Origin of the sequence: Microbacterium sp. zg.Y1084, from assembly GCF_024623595.1 — a bacterium.
Lineage (GTDB): Bacteria > Actinomycetota > Actinomycetes > Actinomycetales > Microbacteriaceae > Microbacterium > Microbacterium wangruii.
In genome coordinates this window covers 478,648-495,685 of record NZ_JANJGV010000003.1, presented here as the reverse complement: position 1 = coordinate 495,685, position 17,038 = coordinate 478,648, and the positions used below count along the sequence as shown (strand labels likewise).

12 protein-coding genes and 1 other RNA gene are annotated in these 17,038 nt (G+C 71.4%); 2 read left to right on the top strand and 11 right to left on the bottom strand.

Annotated elements, in window-relative coordinates; genetic code table 11:
- Positions 1–341: 341 nt before the first annotated feature.
- From NQ165_RS06920 to NQ165_RS06905, 4 genes are all read right to left on the bottom strand, one after another.
- Positions 342–776, bottom strand: coding sequence for a pyrimidine dimer DNA glycosylase/endonuclease V (locus tag NQ165_RS06920; protein ID WP_257525897.1), 435 nt, complete (start codon positions 774–776; stop codon positions 342–344).
- Between the two features lie 8 nt (positions 777–784).
- Positions 785–2,257: a malate:quinone oxidoreductase gene (locus NQ165_RS06915; RefSeq protein ID WP_257532162.1), complete on the bottom strand. Its 1,473-nt coding sequence runs from the start codon at positions 2,255–2,257 to the stop codon at positions 785–787.
- Between the two features lie 72 nt (positions 2,258–2,329).
- Entirely contained in the window at positions 2,330–3,397 is a 1,068-nt protein-coding gene (locus NQ165_RS06910; RefSeq protein ID WP_257532160.1) for an aspartate-semialdehyde dehydrogenase, read from the bottom strand.
- A 116-nt stretch (positions 3,398–3,513) separates the two neighbouring features.
- Positions 3,514–4,800, bottom strand: coding sequence for an aspartate kinase (locus tag NQ165_RS06905; RefSeq protein WP_257525901.1), 1,287 nt, complete (start codon positions 4,798–4,800; stop codon positions 3,514–3,516).
- Between the two features lie 160 nt (positions 4,801–4,960).
- Here NQ165_RS06905 and NQ165_RS06900 point away from each other — a divergent pair, with 160 nt between their 5' ends.
- The gene (locus tag NQ165_RS06900) at positions 4,961–6,337 is read left to right on the top strand and encodes a threonine/serine exporter ThrE family protein (RefSeq protein WP_257525902.1); all 1,377 of its coding nucleotides are present in this window, start codon (positions 4,961–4,963) and stop codon (positions 6,335–6,337) included.
- Positions 6,338–6,343: 6 nt separating this feature from the next.
- Here NQ165_RS06900 and recR read toward each other — a convergent pair whose 3' ends face one another.
- Both recR and NQ165_RS06890 read right to left on the bottom strand, forming a co-directional pair.
- Entirely contained in the window at positions 6,344–6,937 is a 594-nt protein-coding gene (gene recR, locus NQ165_RS06895; protein ID WP_257525903.1) for a recombination mediator RecR, read from the bottom strand.
- A gap of 3 nt (positions 6,938–6,940) precedes the next feature.
- Complete coding sequence (locus tag NQ165_RS06890; protein ID WP_257525904.1) at positions 6,941–9,184, bottom strand: DNA polymerase III subunit gamma and tau; 2,244 nt, start codon at positions 9,182–9,184, stop codon at positions 6,941–6,943.
- A gap of 104 nt (positions 9,185–9,288) precedes the next feature.
- On the opposite strand from NQ165_RS06890, the gene NQ165_RS06885 reads away from it, so the two are divergent.
- Positions 9,289–10,038, top strand: coding sequence for a hypothetical protein (locus NQ165_RS06885; protein WP_257525905.1), 750 nt, complete (start codon positions 9,289–9,291; stop codon positions 10,036–10,038).
- Positions 10,039–10,047: 9 nt separating this feature from the next.
- Here the strand turns inward: NQ165_RS06885 and NQ165_RS06880 are convergent, their stop codons facing one another.
- The 5 genes from NQ165_RS06880 to ffs all read right to left on the bottom strand — a co-directional run bounded on the left by NQ165_RS06880 (position 10,048) and on the right by ffs (position 17,003).
- Entirely contained in the window at positions 10,048–12,600 is a 2,553-nt protein-coding gene (locus NQ165_RS06880; RefSeq protein ID WP_257525906.1) for a glycoside hydrolase family 65 protein, read from the bottom strand.
- A 47-nt stretch (positions 12,601–12,647) separates the two neighbouring features.
- On the bottom strand, positions 12,648–13,379 hold the full coding sequence (locus NQ165_RS06875) for an HAD family phosphatase (RefSeq protein WP_257525908.1): 732 nt from the start codon (positions 13,377–13,379) through the stop codon (positions 12,648–12,650).
- A 79-nt stretch (positions 13,380–13,458) separates the two neighbouring features.
- Entirely contained in the window at positions 13,459–14,694 is a 1,236-nt protein-coding gene (locus NQ165_RS06870; RefSeq protein WP_257525909.1) for an acetate/propionate family kinase, read from the bottom strand.
- On the bottom strand, positions 14,691–16,823 hold the full coding sequence (pta, locus tag NQ165_RS06865; protein ID WP_257525911.1) for a phosphate acetyltransferase: 2,133 nt from the start codon (positions 16,821–16,823) through the stop codon (positions 14,691–14,693). Before pta ends, NQ165_RS06870 begins: the two co-directional genes overlap by 4 nt.
- A gap of 83 nt (positions 16,824–16,906) precedes the next feature.
- Positions 16,907–17,003: signal recognition particle sRNA small type (gene ffs, locus NQ165_RS06860), an RNA gene on the bottom strand.
- Positions 17,004–17,038 lie beyond the last annotated feature (35 nt).

Here is a 17,038-nt window from a genome sequence, read left to right as displayed (position 1 = left end):
AACCCCTGCGGCCACGGCCACCCCACGTTCGGGAACCCGATACGCGACCCAAACCCGCGCAACACCCGGGTCGGGAACCGATACGCGCCCCGAACCCCCGCAACACCCGGCTCGGGAACCGACACGCGACCCAAACCCCCGCAACACCCGGGTCGGGAACCGATACGCGACCCAAACCCCCGCCGCCACGGCCACCCCACGTTCGGGAACCGATACACGACCCAAACCCCCGCAACACCCGGCTCGGGAACCGATACGCGACCCAAACCCGCGCCGCGCGCCCCGCGCCGCGCGCGCCGCGCCGCGCGCCCCCGCAGGCCGGCCGCGGCTCCGCCGCCGGGCTAGGGCCGCTCCCACGTGGCGACGGGCCCGGGCACCGCGACGAACGACGGCCCGGCAGGCACCGCGGCGCCCGCGATGGGCAGGCGCAGCAGCCACTCCGGCGACCGCTCGGCGACCTTGCGCCGAAGGTGCTCGAGTTCGAAGGCGAGCTGCCCGTCGGTCACGGGGATGGCGGGGTTCGCGGCGCCCGCTCGCCGGATGCGCGTCGCATCGAAGCGGTATCCGCGTGCGGTGGCCTCCGCCTGCACCGCCGCGAGGAAGTGCCCGATGGCGTCCTGGGGGTCGGCGCAGGCGCGGAACCGTTCGAGCTGCGGATGCCGCGTGTACCCGCGGGTCGCGCCCGCGAGCACCGCCTGCGCCAGCAGGCCCTCACGCCAGCAGGCGACCAGCGCCGCGCGGTCGAGCACCGCAGGGTGCAGCGACCACAGGCGCACGCGGGCGCCTACGGCTGGATGCCGAGGACGGCGGCCGTGGCATCCATCGATTCCCGTGCCGCTTCCGGACGCGGGTTCAGCGTCTCGCCGTAGCTCGGGATGAGCTCGCGCAGGCGCGGCTCCCACTCGTCGTGGCGCTCGGGGAAGCAGCGCTTGAGCAGGCCGAGCATGATCGACGCACCCGTGGACGCGCCCGGCGATGCACCGAGGAGTCCGGCGATGGTGCCGTCCTCCGCCGCGACGACCTCCGTGCCGAACTGCAGGATGCCGCCCTTCTCGGGGTCCTTCTTCATGACCTGGGCACGCTGGCCGGCCTGGATGAGCTCCCAGTCGTCATCCTTGGCGGTCGGGACGAACTCCCGCAGGCTGTCGACTTTCTTCGCCTTGTTCTTGAGCAGCTCGCCGACGAGGTAGGAGATCAGCGACGGGTTGTCGATGGCCACCTTCAGCATCGGGAGCAGATTGTGCGGGCGCACCTGGGTGACGAGGTCGAGCACCGAGCCGTTCTTGAGGAACTTCGGGCTGAAGGTCGCGAACGGGCCGAACAGCAGCGAGGTCTCGCCGTCGACGACGCGGGTGTCGAGGTGGGGCACCGACATGGGAGGCGCGCCCACCGAGGCCTGCGAGTAGACCTTGGCCTTGTGCTGGGCGACGACCTCGGGCGTCGTGGTCTTGAGGAACTGGCCGCCGATCGGGAAGACGCCGTACCCCTTGATCTCGGGGATGCCCGAGCGCTGCAGCAGCTTCAGCGCCCAGCCGCCCGCGCCGACGAAGACGAAGCGCGCGTTGACGGCGCCCGGGGTGCGACCGACGGTGTTGCGGAACGAGACCTTCCACGTCCCGTCCTTCTGCTTCTTGAGCTTGCGCACCTCGCAGTTGACGACGACGTCGGTTCCCTGCTCGGTCAGGTGGGCGAACAGCTGGCGCGTCAGCGCGCCGAAGTCGATGTCGGTGCCGGCCGGCACGCGGGTGGCCGCGAACGGCTCGCCCTTGAGACGACGCTGCATCAGCAGCGGCGCCCACTGGTTGATGACGCGGGAGTCCTCGCTGTACTCGATGCCCTCGAACAGCGGCTGCTCCCTGAGCGTCTCGTAGCGGCGCTTGAGGTAGGCGACGTCCTTCTCGCCGCGCACGAAGGTCATGTGCGGGGTGGCGTTGATGAAGGTCGACGGCTCGTCGAGGATGCCACGCTCGACCAGAGACGACCACAGCTGTCGGCTCTGCTGGAACTGCTCGTTGATGGCGACGGCCTTCGCGGGATCGACGGATCCGTCCTTGCCCTCGGGCATGTAGTTCAGCTCGCAGAGGGCGGCGTGGCCGGTGCCGGCGTTGTTCCAGGCGTTGGAGCTTTCCAGCGCGACGTCGCCCAGTCGCTCGCAGACGAGGATGTCCCAGTCAGGCTGAAGTTCCTTCAGCAGCGTACCGAGGGTGGCGCTCATGATACCGCCACCGATGAGAACGGCATCGTACGTCTTGATCACGATGGTCCATCCTACTGGGCGCGGCTGGGCGCCCCGACCGCCGGCATCCAGGTGGGCCGGGCCCTGCCGGGGTCAGGCGGCCCCGAGGCGGCCGGCCACGATCTCGGCGATCTGCACGGCGTTCAGCGCCGCACCCTTGCGCAGGTTGTCGTTGCTGATGAACAGCACGAGGCCCTTGCCCTCGGGGGCGGACTGATCCGCGCGGATGCGCCCGACGAAGGCGGCATCCTTGCCTGCGGCCTGCAGCGGGGTCGGCACCTCGTCGAACTCGACGCCCGGGGCGGATGCCAGCAGCTCGCGCGCCCGCTCGGGCGTGATGTCGCGGGCGAACTCGGCGTGGATCGACAGCGAGTGACCGGTGAACACCGGGACGCGCACGCAGGTCCCCGCCACCCGCAGGTCGGGCAGCTCGAGGATCTTGCGGCTCTCGTTGCGGAGCTTCTTCTCCTCGTCGGTCTCCCCCTCGCCGTCGTCGACGATCGAGCCGGCCAGCGGGATCACGTCGAACGCGATCGGGGCGACGTACTTCTCCGGCGGCGGGAAGTCCACCGCCGAGCCGTCGTGCACGAGGCGCAGCGTGTCGCCCTGAGCGAGCACGCCCTCGACCTGGCCCAGCAGCTCTTCGGCGCCGGCGAGGCCGGAGCCGGACACGGCCTGGTAGGTGCTGACGATGAGACGCTCGAGCCCGGCATCCTCATGGAGCACCTTCAGCACGGGCATGGCGGCCATCGTGGTGCAGTTGGGGTTGGCGATGATGCCCTTGGGCGGATCGACGGTGGCATGCGGGTTGACCTCGCTCACCACCAGCGGCACCTCGGGGTCCATGCGCCAGGCGCTGGAGTTGTCGATGACCACGGCGCCGGCTTCGGCGAACCGCGGCGCGTGCGCGCGCGAGCCGGTGGCGCCGGCGGAGAACAGCGCGATGTCGATGCCGGCGGGGTCCGCCGTCGCGACGTCCTCGACGATGACGGTGTGCCCGCCGAAGTCGACGGCGGTGCCGGCCGAGCGCGACGTGGCCAGCAGACGCAGCTCGCGGATCGGGAACGCACGTTCCGCCAGGATCTCGAGCATGACCGTGCCGACCTGGCCGGTGGCGCCCACGACGGCGACGGAGAGTCCGGAATCGGAGATGCGAGTCATTGAAGTTCCTTGCGGCGATGCGGGCGGGGGTCCGAGCGGGCGGATGCCGCGAGTCTAGCGGCGAGGCCGCCGGCGCAGCGGCTGGCGGCGCAGCGGCTGCCGGCGCGTGGCGTGGGTCAGCGCCCGGTGCCGGCGTGCACGACGGCTTCCGCATCGCCGTCGAGGCCGTACGCGGTGTGCACGACGCGGGCGGCGGCGGCGAGGTCGTCGCCGCGGACCACGACCGAGATGCGGATCTCGGAGGTCGAGATCATCTCGATGTTGATCCCCGCGGTGCTCAGCGCCTCGAAGAGCGTCGCCGAGACCCCGGAGTGGGTGCGCATGCCGGCCCCCACGACCGAGAGCTTGCCGATCTGGTCGTCGTGCACGAGTCCCTCGTACCCGATGTCACCCTGACGCACCGACAGCGCACGCAGGGCCGTGCCGGCGTCGCTCTTGGGCAGCGTGAAAGAGATGTCGGTGCGGCCGGTGGTCGCCGCCGAGACGTTCTGCACGATCATGTCGACGTTGGCGCCGGACTGCGCCACGACGGTGAAGATCTCCGCGGCCTTGCCCGGCACGTCGGGAACGCCCGTGACGGTGACCTTGGCCTGGCTCAGGTCGGTCGCGACTCCCGCGACGATCGGCTCTTCCATCTCTGCTCCTTCTTCGCTGTCGGGCGCGGTCATCCCCGGGGCGAGCACGTAGGTGCCCACCGCGGAGGAGAACGTCGACCGGGCGTGGATCGTGACCCCATGACGGCGGGCGTATTCCACCGCACGGATGTAGAGGACCTTGGCGCCGTTGGCCGCCATCTCCAGCATCTCCTCGCTGCTGACGACGGAGAGCTTGCGCGCCCTCGGCACGACCCGCGGGTCGGCGGTGAAGATGCCGTCGACGTCGCTGTAGATCTCGCAGACGTCGGCGTCGAGGGCGGCGGCCAGGGCGACGGCGGTGGTGTCGGAGCCGCCGCGGCCGAGCGTGGTGATGTCGCGCGTGTCGCGGTTGAAGCCCTGGAAGCCGGCGACGATGACGATGGCGCCCTCGTCGAGCGCTTCGCGCAGCCGCACCGGCGTGACGTCGACGATGCGGGCCGCGCCGTGCGTGGCATCGGTGATCATGCCGGCCTGGCTGCCGGTGAACGAGCGCGCCTCGAAGCCCATCGAGTGGATCGCCATCGCCAGCAGCGCCATCGAGATGCGCTCGCCGCTGGACAGCAGCATGTCCAGTTCGCGCGGCGCGGGGATGGGGGCCACCTCGTGGGCGAGGTCGAGCAGCTCATCGGTGGTGTCGCCCATCGCGCTGACGGCGACGACCACTTCGTTGCCTGCGCGGCGGGCATCCACGATGCGCTTCGCGACCCGCTTGATGCTCTCCGCGTCGGCGACGGACGACCCGCCGTACTTCTGCACGATCAACGCCATGGGGGAACTCCTGGGGATTATGGGCCGATGCCGCCCAACGCCCCATTCTAGGGATCGCCACGTTCCGGGTCAGCCATGTGACGGTGGCCTCCGGCCGGCTCGGTACGATCGATGCAGCGGTACGGGTGGAGACGGGCGGACGATGCATCGAAGAGAGCGGATGGCCCGATCCCTCGGCACTCTTCTGCGGGGCAGCGACACGGCCCCCGCACTGACCGAGGCCCTTCCGATCATCGACGACACCCTTGCGGCGCGGATGCTCGACCTGTCGGTGCGCATCGGCGAGACGATGCTCGTCGCCGGCGCCAGCGCCAGCGACGTGGCACTCACGATCGTGCGGGTGTCGGGAGCCTACGGGCTGAAACCGGTGCACGTGGACATCACGTACAACGCCATCACCGTCGCCCATCACCGCGGCGACGATGCCCGCCCGATCACGCTGCTGCGGGTCGTGCGGGGACCCGCGCCCGACCACGACCGGCTGCAGAAGCTGCAGAGTCTCGTCACCGACGTCGTCGGCGGGCTCCCGCTGGATGCCGCAACCGCGCGGTTCCGCGCCATCCGGCGCGCCCCGTTCCGCTACCGTCCGGCGATCGTCATCGCGGCGCAGGCGCTGCTGGCGGTGGGAGTGGCGGTGATGTTCGGCGGCAACTGGCTCGTCATCGCGCTGGCCTTCATCGCGGCCGCCCTCGCCGCCCTCACCCAGTTCGCCCTCGCCAAGGCGCGCGTGCCCTACTTCTTCAGCCAGATCGCCGGTGCGTTCGTGCTGACGATGGTCGCGGCGCTGAGTCCTCTCCTCGCCGCCACCGGCTGGGAGGCGGCGGCGACGGTGCGCCCGTCGGTGATCGTCGCCTCCGGCATCGTGCTGATGCTCGCGGGGCTGACCGTCGTGGGGGCGGCGCAGGATGCCATCGACGGGTTCGCGCTGACGGCCACCGGACGCATCCTGGAGCTCATGACGCAGACCCTCGGCGTCGTTCTCGGGATCCTCGCGGGCCTCGAGACGGCGCGCGTCATCGGCCTGGGCATGGAGCCCCCGAGCGAGGCGGTGCCCTTCGGCCCCCTGCCGCTGCAGTTCCTCGGCGCGGCCCTCATCGCCGTGGCTGTCGCGGTCTTCAACGGCGCCGGCGCGCGCATCGTCGTGATCAGCACGCTGTTGAGCACGGTCGCGTGGCTCGGGTTCGTCGCCGCATCCGCCGTCGGCTTCGACGCCGCCGCTGCGGCGGGGATGGGCGCCTTCGGCGGCAGCCTTCTCGGCATCGTCATCGCCTACCGGCTGCACGTGCCGTCGGTGGCCATCACGACCGCCGCGATCCTGCCGCTCGTCCCTGGAGCGGCAGTGTTCCGCGGCCTGCTGTCGATCGTCGAGTCCGGCCCGGAGCCGGCGATGCTGCTCACCGGGTTCGGCACCCTCGCCGCGGCGGCGACCGTGGGCATCAGCCTCGCGGTGGGAGCATCTCTGGGCATCTACCTCGGGCAGCCGCTGCGGGCATCGCTGACGGGCGTGGCGCGCGCGCGGGCTCGCCTGCGCCGCTGACCTCGGTCAGACCGAGCGGCGGCCCTCGAACGCGCGTCCCAGGGTCACTTCGTCGGCGTACTCGAGGTCGCCGCCGACGGGCAGGCCCGAGGCCAGCCGGGTGACGCGGATCTCGAGGGAGTGCAGCAGTCGGCTGAGGTAGGTGGCCGTCGCCTCGCCCTCGAGGTTGGGGTTCGTGGCGAGGATGACCTCCTGCACCGTGCCGTCGGCGAGGCGCTGCATGAGCTGCGTGATGCGCAGGTCGTCGGGCCCGATGCCGGCGATCGGGCTGATCGACCCGCCGAGCACGTGGTAGAGCCCCTTGAACTCGCGCGTGCGCTCGATGGCGGCGACGTCCTTGGCATCCTCGACGACGCAGATGACGCTGGGATCGCGGCGGGGGTCACGGCAGATGCCGCAGCGGTCCTGCTCCGACACGTTGCCGCAGATCTCGCAGAAGCGCACCTTGTCGCGGATGTCGCTGAGCAGCACCGAGAGGCGCTGCACGTCGAAGTTGGGGGTCTGCAGGATGTGGAACGTGATGCGCTGCGCCGACTTCGGTCCGATGCCGGGCAGCCGGCCGAACTCGTCGATCAGGTCCTGGACGATGCCGTCGTACATGGCTTAGTTGAACCTCGTCGGCGGGGAGTAGGGCTCTTCGCGCACGAAGGTGGCGCCGAGCATCTGACGGATGACCGGCTCGCCGTAACGCTCGACCCCGGGACGCGTGGCGATCGGGCGGCTGGTGACCACGACCGGCGGCACCGGCAGGTCGTCGGGCGGCGGCGGGACATCGTCGAGATCGGGCTCGTCGTCCGGCATCGACGGCGCGACCGCGTCGGCGGGCAGCACCTCGCCCTCCTGCGAGCGCGCGAGGGTCGCGACGCGGGCGCGGGACGCCGCTGCGTCTTCTGGCTCGTCGTCGACGGCGAACTGCGCCTGCGCGGCCGGCACGGTGGGGTCGTCGGCCGGGATCGGCGCGACCGCCCACTGCGTCACCGGCGCGGCGGCGGCCGGCGATGACGACGGGCCGCCGACCGGCGAGGGAGTGCGGGAGCCGCCGGGCGCCGGACGTCCGTCGCCGGAGCCTGAGGGCGCACCGCCGGGTGCCGGGTCGCTCGGGGTGGGGCCGGCCGGGGCCGGGCCTGCCGGTGCCGCACCGGGCGGCGGCGGCGTCGGATCGGTGTCGTGACGGGCGATGTACTTCACGCGGATGCCGAGCACCTGCTGGATCACGCCGCGCAGGTCTTCGCTCGGGCCCTGACCGCCCTGCAGCTTCTTGAACGCGGCGACGTCGGCCTGGCTCTGGAACGCCAGGGTCAGCACGTCGTCGTCGAACGCCGCGACCCGTGCGACGGTCGCGAGCAGCCACGAGGTGCGGCTGACGGCCTCGAGACGCTTGAGGATCTCCGGCCACGCGTCGCGGACGTGCGCGAACGTGATCGGCCCGGCGGGCACGACCGGCTCGGCCGGTGCGGCCTGCGGCTCCTGGACGGGCTCCGCGGGCGCTGCTGCCGGCTCCGTGACAGGTGTCGAGGCCGGCTGCGCGACGGGCGCCGAGGCGACGGGCGCCGAGGCGGGCTGCGCGACGGGCGCCGATGCGGCGGGCGCGGACGCGGGGGGCGACGCGGGTGCCTGGGGCTCCGGCGCACGGGGCGCAGGGGCCGGAACCGGCGGCGCGACGGCTGCCGGGGCCGGTGTGCGCACGGGCTCGGCCTGCACGGGAGGCGCGACCGGGGCCGACGCGGCGGGCGAGGTCTGGGCGAGCACCCGCGCGACCATCAGCTCCAGCTGCAGGCGCGGGGAGGTCGCACCGGTCATGTCGTCGAGAGCCGTCACGACGAGGTCGGCGGTGCGCGAGAGACGCTCGGTGCCGAAGATCACCGCCTGGCGACCCATGCGCTCGAGCTCGTCCTCGGGCACGCCGCGCAGCACCGCGGCGGCGCCGTCGCCGGTGGCCGCCACGATGATGAGGTCGCGCAGCCGCTCCAGCAGGTCGTCGACGAACCGGCGCGGGTCCTGCCCGGTCTGCACCACCCGGTCGACCGCGGCGAAGGCGCCTGCGGCGTCCCCCGAGCCGAACGCCTCGACGACCTCGTCGAGCAGCTCGGCGTGGGTGTAGCCGAGCAGCGCGACGGCGCGCTCGTACTTCACACGCACCGCGCCGCCCTCGGCGACATCGGAGCCGGCGATCAGCTGGTCGAGCAGCGACAGCGTGTCACGCGGTGACCCGCCCCCGGCGCGCACGACGAGGGGCAGCACGCCGGTCTCGACCTCGACGCCCTCCTGCGTGCACAGCTCCTGCACGTACTCGAGCATGGCCGCGGGTGCCACCAGCCGGAACGGGTAGTGGTGCGTGCGCGAGCGGATGGTGCCGATGACCTTGTCGGGCTCGGTTGTGGCGAAGATGAACTTGACGTGGTCGGGCGGCTCTTCGACGAGCTTCAGCAGGGCGTTGAAGCCCTGCGGGGTGACCATGTGCGCCTCGTCGAGGATGAAGATCTTGAACCGGTCTCGGGCCGGCGCGAAGATGGCGCGCTCACGCAGATCGCGGGCGTCGTCGACGCCGTTGTGGGATGCCGCGTCGATCTCGACCACGTCGAGAGAGCCGCCGCCGTTGCGGCCCAGTTCCACGCAGCTGGGGCACGTGCCGCACGGGGTGTCGGTCGGCCCCTCGGCGCAGTTGAGACAGCGGGCGAGGATGCGGGCCGACGTGGTCTTGCCGCATCCGCGCGGTCCGGAGAAGAGGTAGGCATGCCCGACCCGGTCTCCGCGCAGCGCTGTCATCAGCGGGTCGGTGACCTGGGACTGGCCGATCATCTCGCCGAACGCCTCGGGACGGTAACGGCGGTAGAGGGCGGTGGTCACGTTCCTAGCCTACGGCGTGCCCGCGACATCACGTCCGGCGGGTATCCAGCCGGCGATCCGGCTGCGGGGTGTCGCCTCCGCACCGCCTGCGCGAGACTGCCGGTATGGGCATCAGGAGCGGTCGATCGCGGCGAGGGGCGCTGTGCGGCGCCGCCGCCGGAATCGTCGTCGGCGTCCTCCTGGTGGCGGGGTGCGCGCCTCGCCTCCCCTCCGAGACGCCCACCCCCACTCCGAGCCCGAGTCCCACGGCGTCGACGACGCCCGGTCCCTCGCCCCTGCACCCGCTGCCCGACGCCACGATCCCCGAGACGCCCGAGCGCGGCGACGGCGCGGGTGCGGGTGCGGGTGCCGGCGCGGGTGCGGATGCCGGCGCGGATGCGGATGCCGACGCCTCGCTGCCGTGCCCGGCGGGCGTCGCCTGGTGGATCGTGGGCGGCTCCCGACTCCTCGCCGACGAGCGCGTCGCCGCTCCCGTCTCCGCGGATCCGCAGGTCGACCTCGCCGGACTGGGCGAGCCGGGGTGCGCGTTCACCGGGACGCAGCGTTCCTTCACCGACATCGAGGAGCTCGAGGCGACCTCCGACGTGCGCGTCTGGGTGCTGCCCGGCGAGGCGGCGGCCGATCCGCACGTCGACGCCCTGCTGCGCGCACTGGAGGCCGCCGGGTACGTCCCCGCCGGAGGGCAGGGCCGCACCGACGCCGCCGTGCGCCTGCTGAGCGGCGACGGCAGCACCGTGGCCGACCAGGCGGTCGTGCAGGCGTGGTCCGCCGCGCGCGACCTGCGACGGCTCGGGGTCGAGCCGGGTCAGGCCGTCGTCGCCGTCGCGGTCGTCACCGTCGCCCCCGCGGGCTGAGCGCCCGGCTCAGCTGTCCGCCCCGACGTTCGCGTCGTCGCCGAGCAGCTCGTCGTCGGAGATGACCGGGATGGAGCTCGTGAGCGTGGGGATCGACGCCGACAGGAAGGTGCCGTCGTCGCGACGGGCATCCTCGATGTGGCGCAGCGACGGACGTCCGGGCCGACGCGTGCCCTGGCCGTCGAGCGGCACCACGAGGGTCTCGTCGCCAGCGATGACGTAGCCCGCTCCGCGCACCGACAGCACGACGGGCCCGCCGGGGCCGACGTCGAAGGAGATCGCGTCGGGGGTCACCCGCACATCGATGCGTGTGCCGTGCCAGTGCAGCGCGTACTCCAGCGACGGCCAGCCCTCGGGCAGCCGCGGGTCGAACGACAGGTCGCCGAAGTGGTCGCGCATGCCGCCGAAGCCGGACACGAGCGCCGTCCACACCCCTCCCGCCGACGCGACGTGCACCCCATCGGCGGCGTTGTGGTGCAGATCGCCGAGGTCGACGTAGATCGACTCGAGGAAGTACTCCAGTGCCAGCTCCTGGTAGCCGACCTCAGCGGCGAGGATCGCCTGCACGACCGCCGACAGGGTCGAGTCGCCCGTCGTGAGCGGGTCGTAGTAGTTGAAGTCGGCGAGCTTCTCGGCATCGCTGAAGTGGTTCCCCTGCAGGAACAGCGCGAGCACCACGTCTGCCTGCTTGAGCACCTGATACCGGTAGATGACCAGCGGGTGGAAGTGCAGCAGCAGCGGACGACTCTCGGGCGGCGTGTTCTCGAGGTCCCACACCTCCTTCTCCAGGAAGACGTGATCCTGGGGGTGGATGCCGAGTGCTTCGCTGAAGGGGATGTGCATCGCATCCGCGGCACGGTCCCACGACTCCGCCTCGCCGGGCTCGATGCCCAGCCGGTCCATCGCGCGCCGGTACTCCTCCGGCGCGTCCTGCTCCATCTCCCGCACGGTGCGCGCGGCGAAGCGCAGGTTGAAGCGCGCCATCACATTCGTGAACAGGTTGTCGTTGACGACGGTCGTGTACTCGTCGGGACCGGTCACACCGTGGATATGGAACATGTCGCCGTCGGCGTCGTCGTCATCGTCGTGGATGCCGTCGCTCGTGCGCCAGAAACCGAGCGTCGCCCACAGGCGCGCGGTCTCCACGGCGATGTCGATGCCCTCGGTGTAGAGGAAGTCCACGTCGCCGGTCGCCCGCACGTACTTCGCCAGGGCGAAGCAGACGTCGGCGTTGATGTGGTACTGCGCGGTGCCCGCGGCGTAGTAGGCCGAGGCCTCCTCGCCGTTGATCGTGCGCCAGGGGAAGAGGGCGCCCGCCTCGTTGAGCTGCGCGGCACGCTTGCGGGCCGCCGGCAGCATCAGGTACCGCATGCGCAGGGCGTTGCGTGCCCACAGCGGCGTCGTGTACGCCAGGAACGGCAGCACGTAGATCTCGGTGTCCCAGAAGTAATGTCCGCTGTACCCCGAGCCGGTGACGCCCTTGGCCGGCACACCGCGGCCGTCGGCACGCGCGGCGGCCTGCGCGAGCTGGTACAGACACCAGCGGGTGGCCTGCTGCAGATCGTCGTGTCCGCCGATGCGCACGTCGGAGCGGTCCCAGAATTCGTCCAGCCACTTGCGCTGCTGCGCGAACAGCGCGGGGACGCCGGTGGTGTAGGCGCGGTCGAGCGTGCGGCGGCACCGGTCGACGAGCTCGCGGGCGGGCACGCCACGGGACGTGTGGTAGGTCACCAGCTTCGTGACCGTGATCGGCACCCCCGCCTTGGCCTGCACGCGGTAAAGGTTCTTGGCGATGTCGGGCTCGATGAGCCCGCGCACGTCGTACTCGTTCTCGGTCTCGATGATGTGATCGGCGGCGACGGCGAGTGTCATGCCCGACTGGTTGACGCGGTACGACAGCGCGGTGCGCGAGCCGTCCTGCCAGTAGTCCTGCGGCTGCAGCACCCGCTCGTGGATGCGGTCGGTCTTGCGCGGGTCGAACCCGGCGCGGGGCGCACGCACCGCCGAGCTGCCGCCGTAGACGTCTTCGCCGTCCTGGCGGTTCACCAGCTGGCAGTTGATCGTCACCGGCGCGTCGGCGTTGAGCACGGTCACCGTGATCTTCATCACCGCGAGGTGCTTCTCCTCGAACGACACCATGCGCTCGAAGTCGATCTGCACCTCCTTGCCGCTGGGCGTCACCCACAGCACGTGACGGCGCAGCACGCCGTCACGCATGTCGAGCACGCGCTCGTACTCGCGCACGTCGGCGATGTCCAGCGACAGCGGCTCGTCCTCGACGTAGACCCGCATGACCTTGGCATCCGGAGCGTTGATGATCGTCTGGCCCACCTCGGCGAAGCCGTAGGCCTGCTCGGCGTGACGGATCGCGAAGGTCTCGTGGAAGCCGTTGATGAAGGTGCCGTGCTCGTGACCCTGCAGTCCCTCGGGCGGGTTTCCGCGCATGCCGAGGTAGCCGTTGCCGAGCGCGAACAAGGTCTCGGTGACGCCGAGATCCTCCAGCGAGAAGCTCTTCTCCACGAGCCGCCAGGGGTCGACGGGGAAGCGATCACGGTCGATCATGCGGGCCTTCCAGGTTTTTTCGAGGGTTGCTGCCGGTCGGGCACCGGTCAGGGGAGGAAAGCGTCGAGGTCGTCGACGACGACGTCTGCGCCGGCATCGCGCAGCACCTGCGCGCCCACACCGCGGTCGACGCCGATGACGAGGCCGAAGCCGCCGGCGGCGGCGGACTGCACCCCGCTGTGCGCGTCTTCGATGGCGACGCTGCGCGCGGGGTCCACCCCGAGCATGCGCGCGGCGACGACGAAGACGTCGGGGGCGGGCTTGCTGGGCAGGTGGTCGCGCTCGGCGACGAGGCCGTCCATGATGACGGGGAAGCGATCGATCAGCCCCGCCACGGTGAGCACCTCGCGGGCGTTCTTCGAGCTGGAGACCACCGCGATGGGCGTGCCCGCCGCCTGCAGCTTGTCCAGCAGCCGCAGCGACCCCGGGTAGGCGGCGATGCCGTCTTGGCGCAGCACCCGCTCGAACACGAGGTTCTTGCGGTTGCCGATGCCGCACACCGTGTCGGCGCTCGGCGGATCGCTCGGCTCGCCCCACGGCACCTCGACGTCGCGGCTGCGCAGCAGCGCCGCCACGCCGTCGTACCGCTTCTTGCCGTCGAGGTGCAGGAAGTAGTCCTGCTCGGTGTACGGCGGGGTGATCCCCCAGGCCGCGAACAGCTCGGTGAACATGGTCTGCCACGCGTGCATGTGCACCTCGGCGGTCGGCGTGAGGACGCCGTCCAGGTCGAAGAGCACGGCGTCGTACGCCGTCAGGTCGGGCAGATTTCGGGAAGCCACGTCGCCAGCGTAGTCGCGCGAACTGTGCACGGTCACGTCGACGCCGGAGGTTGCGGCATGCTCGGGGTCCGGGGTGCCGTCAGAGGGACGATGCGACGTCGAGGGCCTGGCGCGCGATCTCCAGTTCCTCGTTCGTGGGCACCACCAGCACCGTCACCGGGGAGTCGTCGGTGGAGATCACGCGGATGCCGCGCGCGCGGGTCTCGTTGCGCTCGCGATCCACCTTCACACCCGCGAATCCGAGGGTGGCCAGCGCCCCCTCGCGCACGCTCGGGGAGTTCTCCCCCACCCCGGCGGTGAACGTGATCACGTCGACGCCGCCGAGCTGAGCGAGGTACGCCCCCGCGTACGCGCGCAGCCGGTGCAGGTACACCTCGAACGCCAGGATGGCGTCCTCGTCGCCGGCGTCCACGCGCTCCTCGAGGTCGCGCATGTCGGCGACGCCGGCGAGCCCGAGCACGCCGCTGCGCTTGTTCAGCAGGTCGTCAAGGTCGTCGATCGACATCGACGCGCGCCGGGCGAGCTGGAACAGCACGGCCGGGTCGAGGTCGCCCGAGCGGGTGCCCATGACCAGGCCCTCGAGCGGGGTGAGCCCCATCGATGTCTCCACCGAGCGGCCGCGGTCGACCGCGGTGACGGATGCGCCGTTGCCGAGGTGGAAGACGATCTGGCGCAGCTCGCCCAGCGGGCGGCCGAGGAACTCCGCCGCCGCGCGGCTGACGAACTTGTGCGACGTGCCGTGGAACCCGTAGCGGCGGATGCGGTGAGCCGCGGCGAGGTCCCGGTCGATGGCGTAGGTGTACGCCGCCGGCGGCAGCGTCTGGTGGAAGGCGGTGTCGAACACCGCGACGTGGGCGAGGTCGGGGAAGGCCGACTTCGCCGCCCGGATGCCCTGGAGCGCGCCGGGGTTGTGCAGCGGCGCGAGCACCGACAGGTCGTCGATGTTGATCTCCACCAGCGAGGTGATGAGGGTCGGCTCGAAGAAGCGCGCCCCGCCATGGACCACCCGGTGACCCACCGCCACCGGCGGCGACGTCTCCAGCGACGGCCCCCACTCGCGAAACGCCTCGAGCATGACGGCGAACCCGGCGGTGTGGTCGGGGATGGGGAGCTCCCGGCGATAGGTGGCATCCGTCGCGGTCACCGCCTCCCCGCCCGCCGACGACGACGGGAAGTTCACTGTGTGCTTGGTGGCGCCCATGGCCTGGCCGATGCGCTCGACGACACCCGAGGCCAGGACGTGGCCGTCCTCGGGTTCGACCAGCTGGTACTTGAACGACGACGATCCGCTGTTGACGACCAGTACGACGCTCATGCGCCCACCTCACCCTGTGCCTGGATCGCCGTGATGGCGATCGTGTTGACGATGTCGTCCACCAGCGCGCCGCGCGAGAGGTCGTTGATCGGCTTGTTCAGTCCCTGCAGCACCGGGCCGATGGCCACGGCGCCGGCCGAGCGCTGCACGGCCTTGTATGTGTTGTTGCCGGTGTTGAGGTCGGGGAAGACGAACACCGTCGCCCGGCCGGCCACGTCGGAGCCCGGCATCTTCTGGGATGCCACGGCGGCGTCGGCGGCCGCGTCGTACTGGATGGGCCCCTCCACGGGCAGCTGCGGCGAGCGCTCGCGCACGAGCGCCGTGGCCGCGCGCACCTTCTCGACGTCGGCGCCCTTGCCCGACTCCCCCGTCGAGTACGACAGCATCGCCACGCGCGGCTCGATGCCGAACTGAGCCGCCGTCGCTGCCGACGACACCGCGATGTCGGCGAGCTGCTCGCTGGTGGGGTCGGGGATGACGGCGCAGTCGCCGTAGACGAGCACCCGGTCGGCGAGCGCCATCAGGAACACGCTCGACACGACGGAGACCCCGGGACGGGTCTTGATGATCTCGAAGGCGGGACGGATCGTGTGCGCGGTCGTGTGCATCGCACCCGACACCATGCCGTCCGCCAGCCCCAGGTGCACCATGAGCGTGCCGAAGTAGGACGCGTCGGTGACCGTGTCGGCTGCGCGCTCCAGCGTCATGCCCTTGTGGGAGCGCAGGCGGGTGTACTCCTGGGCGAACCTGTCCACCAGCACGGCGTCGAAGGGGCTGATGACCTGCGCCCCGGACAGGTCGATGCCCAGCTCCAGCGCGCGACTGCGCACCTCGATCTCCTCGCCGAGGATCGTGACGTCGGCGATGCCGCGGGCGAGCACCGTGGCGGCGGCGCGCAGCACGCGGTCGTCGTCACCCTCGGGCAGCACGATGCGGCGGCGGTCGTTGCGGGCCCGCTCCATCAGTGCGTACTCGAACATGAGCGGTGTCACCACCGTCGTGTGGGCGACGCCCAGCGCCTGGGTGAGCGCCTCGGTGTCGACGTGCTTCTCGAACAGCGCCAGCGCCGTGTCGTACCGGCGCTGCGAGTCGGCGGCCAGGCGCCCGCGCGCGGTCATGACCCGCACCGCGGTGTCGTAGGTGCCGAGGTCGGTCGCGATGATCGGCAGCGTCGAGCCGAGGCCGTCGATGAGGCTGTCGATCGTGTCGGGCAGCGGGAACGGGCCGTTGAGCACCACCGCGGCCAGTGACGGGAACGTGCCCGACGCGTGGGCGAGCAGGGTCGCCAGCAGCACCTCGGTGCGATCGGCCGGGATCACCACGACGGCGGATTCGGTCAGCCGCGGCAGCACATTGACCATCGACATGCCGGCGACGACGATGCTCAGCACCTCGCGGGTCATCAGTTCCGGGTCGCCCTTGACCAGGGTGCCTTCCACAGCGCGCAGGATGCCGCGCACCGACGGGGCGACGAGGTAGCGGTCCTCCGGCAGGGCCCGCACGGGGATGTCGCGCCCCGGCAGCACCGCCGCCACGGCAGCCGAGACGGCCTCGACGATCTCGTCGAGACGCTCGGGGTCGGCGCGGTTGGCGACGACGGCGAACAGGTCGGCGCGACCGGAGATCAGCTCGGGCACGGCGAGCGCCGCGATCTGGCCCATCTGCTCGGCCGTGCGTGCCGGGGCGGTGCCCAACTGCTCGCTCTGCCCCTGCATCGCACGGCCGCCGACGACCAGCAGCACCGGTGTGCCGAGGTTGGCCGCGATGCGGGCGTTGTAGGCCAGTTCGGCGGGGCTTCCCACATCGGTGAAGTCGCTGCCGACGACGACGACCGCGTCGCACTGACGCTCGACCGCCTTGTAGCGCTCCACGATGCGGGCGAGGGATGCCTCGGGGTCGGCGCGCACGTCGTCGTAGGTGACACCGACGCACTCCTCGTAGGCGAGGTCGACGCCGTCGTGGTCCAGCAGCATCTCGAGCACGTAGTCGCGCTCCGCGGTGGAGCGGGCGATGGTGCGGAACACCCCCACCCGCGGCGTCGCTCGACTCAGCGCGTCGAGCACGCCGAGCGCGATCGTGGACTTGCCGGAATGACCTTCGACCGAGGTGATGTAGATGCTCTGAGCCACCCGCTCAGCCTAGGCGGGGGCTGGGATGCCCGACAGACCGCCGGTCCGTGACTAATCGCCGTGGCCGCATCGCCCGGCGGAAAAAGTAAGACTCTCCGCGAACCCGGCAGAGCCTGGTTACCCTTGCTACGTTTCCGTCCTGGGGGAGTTGGCCTGGATGCCGCCTCGCGGAGAGCTGACACCAGTGTAGCCCGACTCGACCCGCCCCTCGTTCG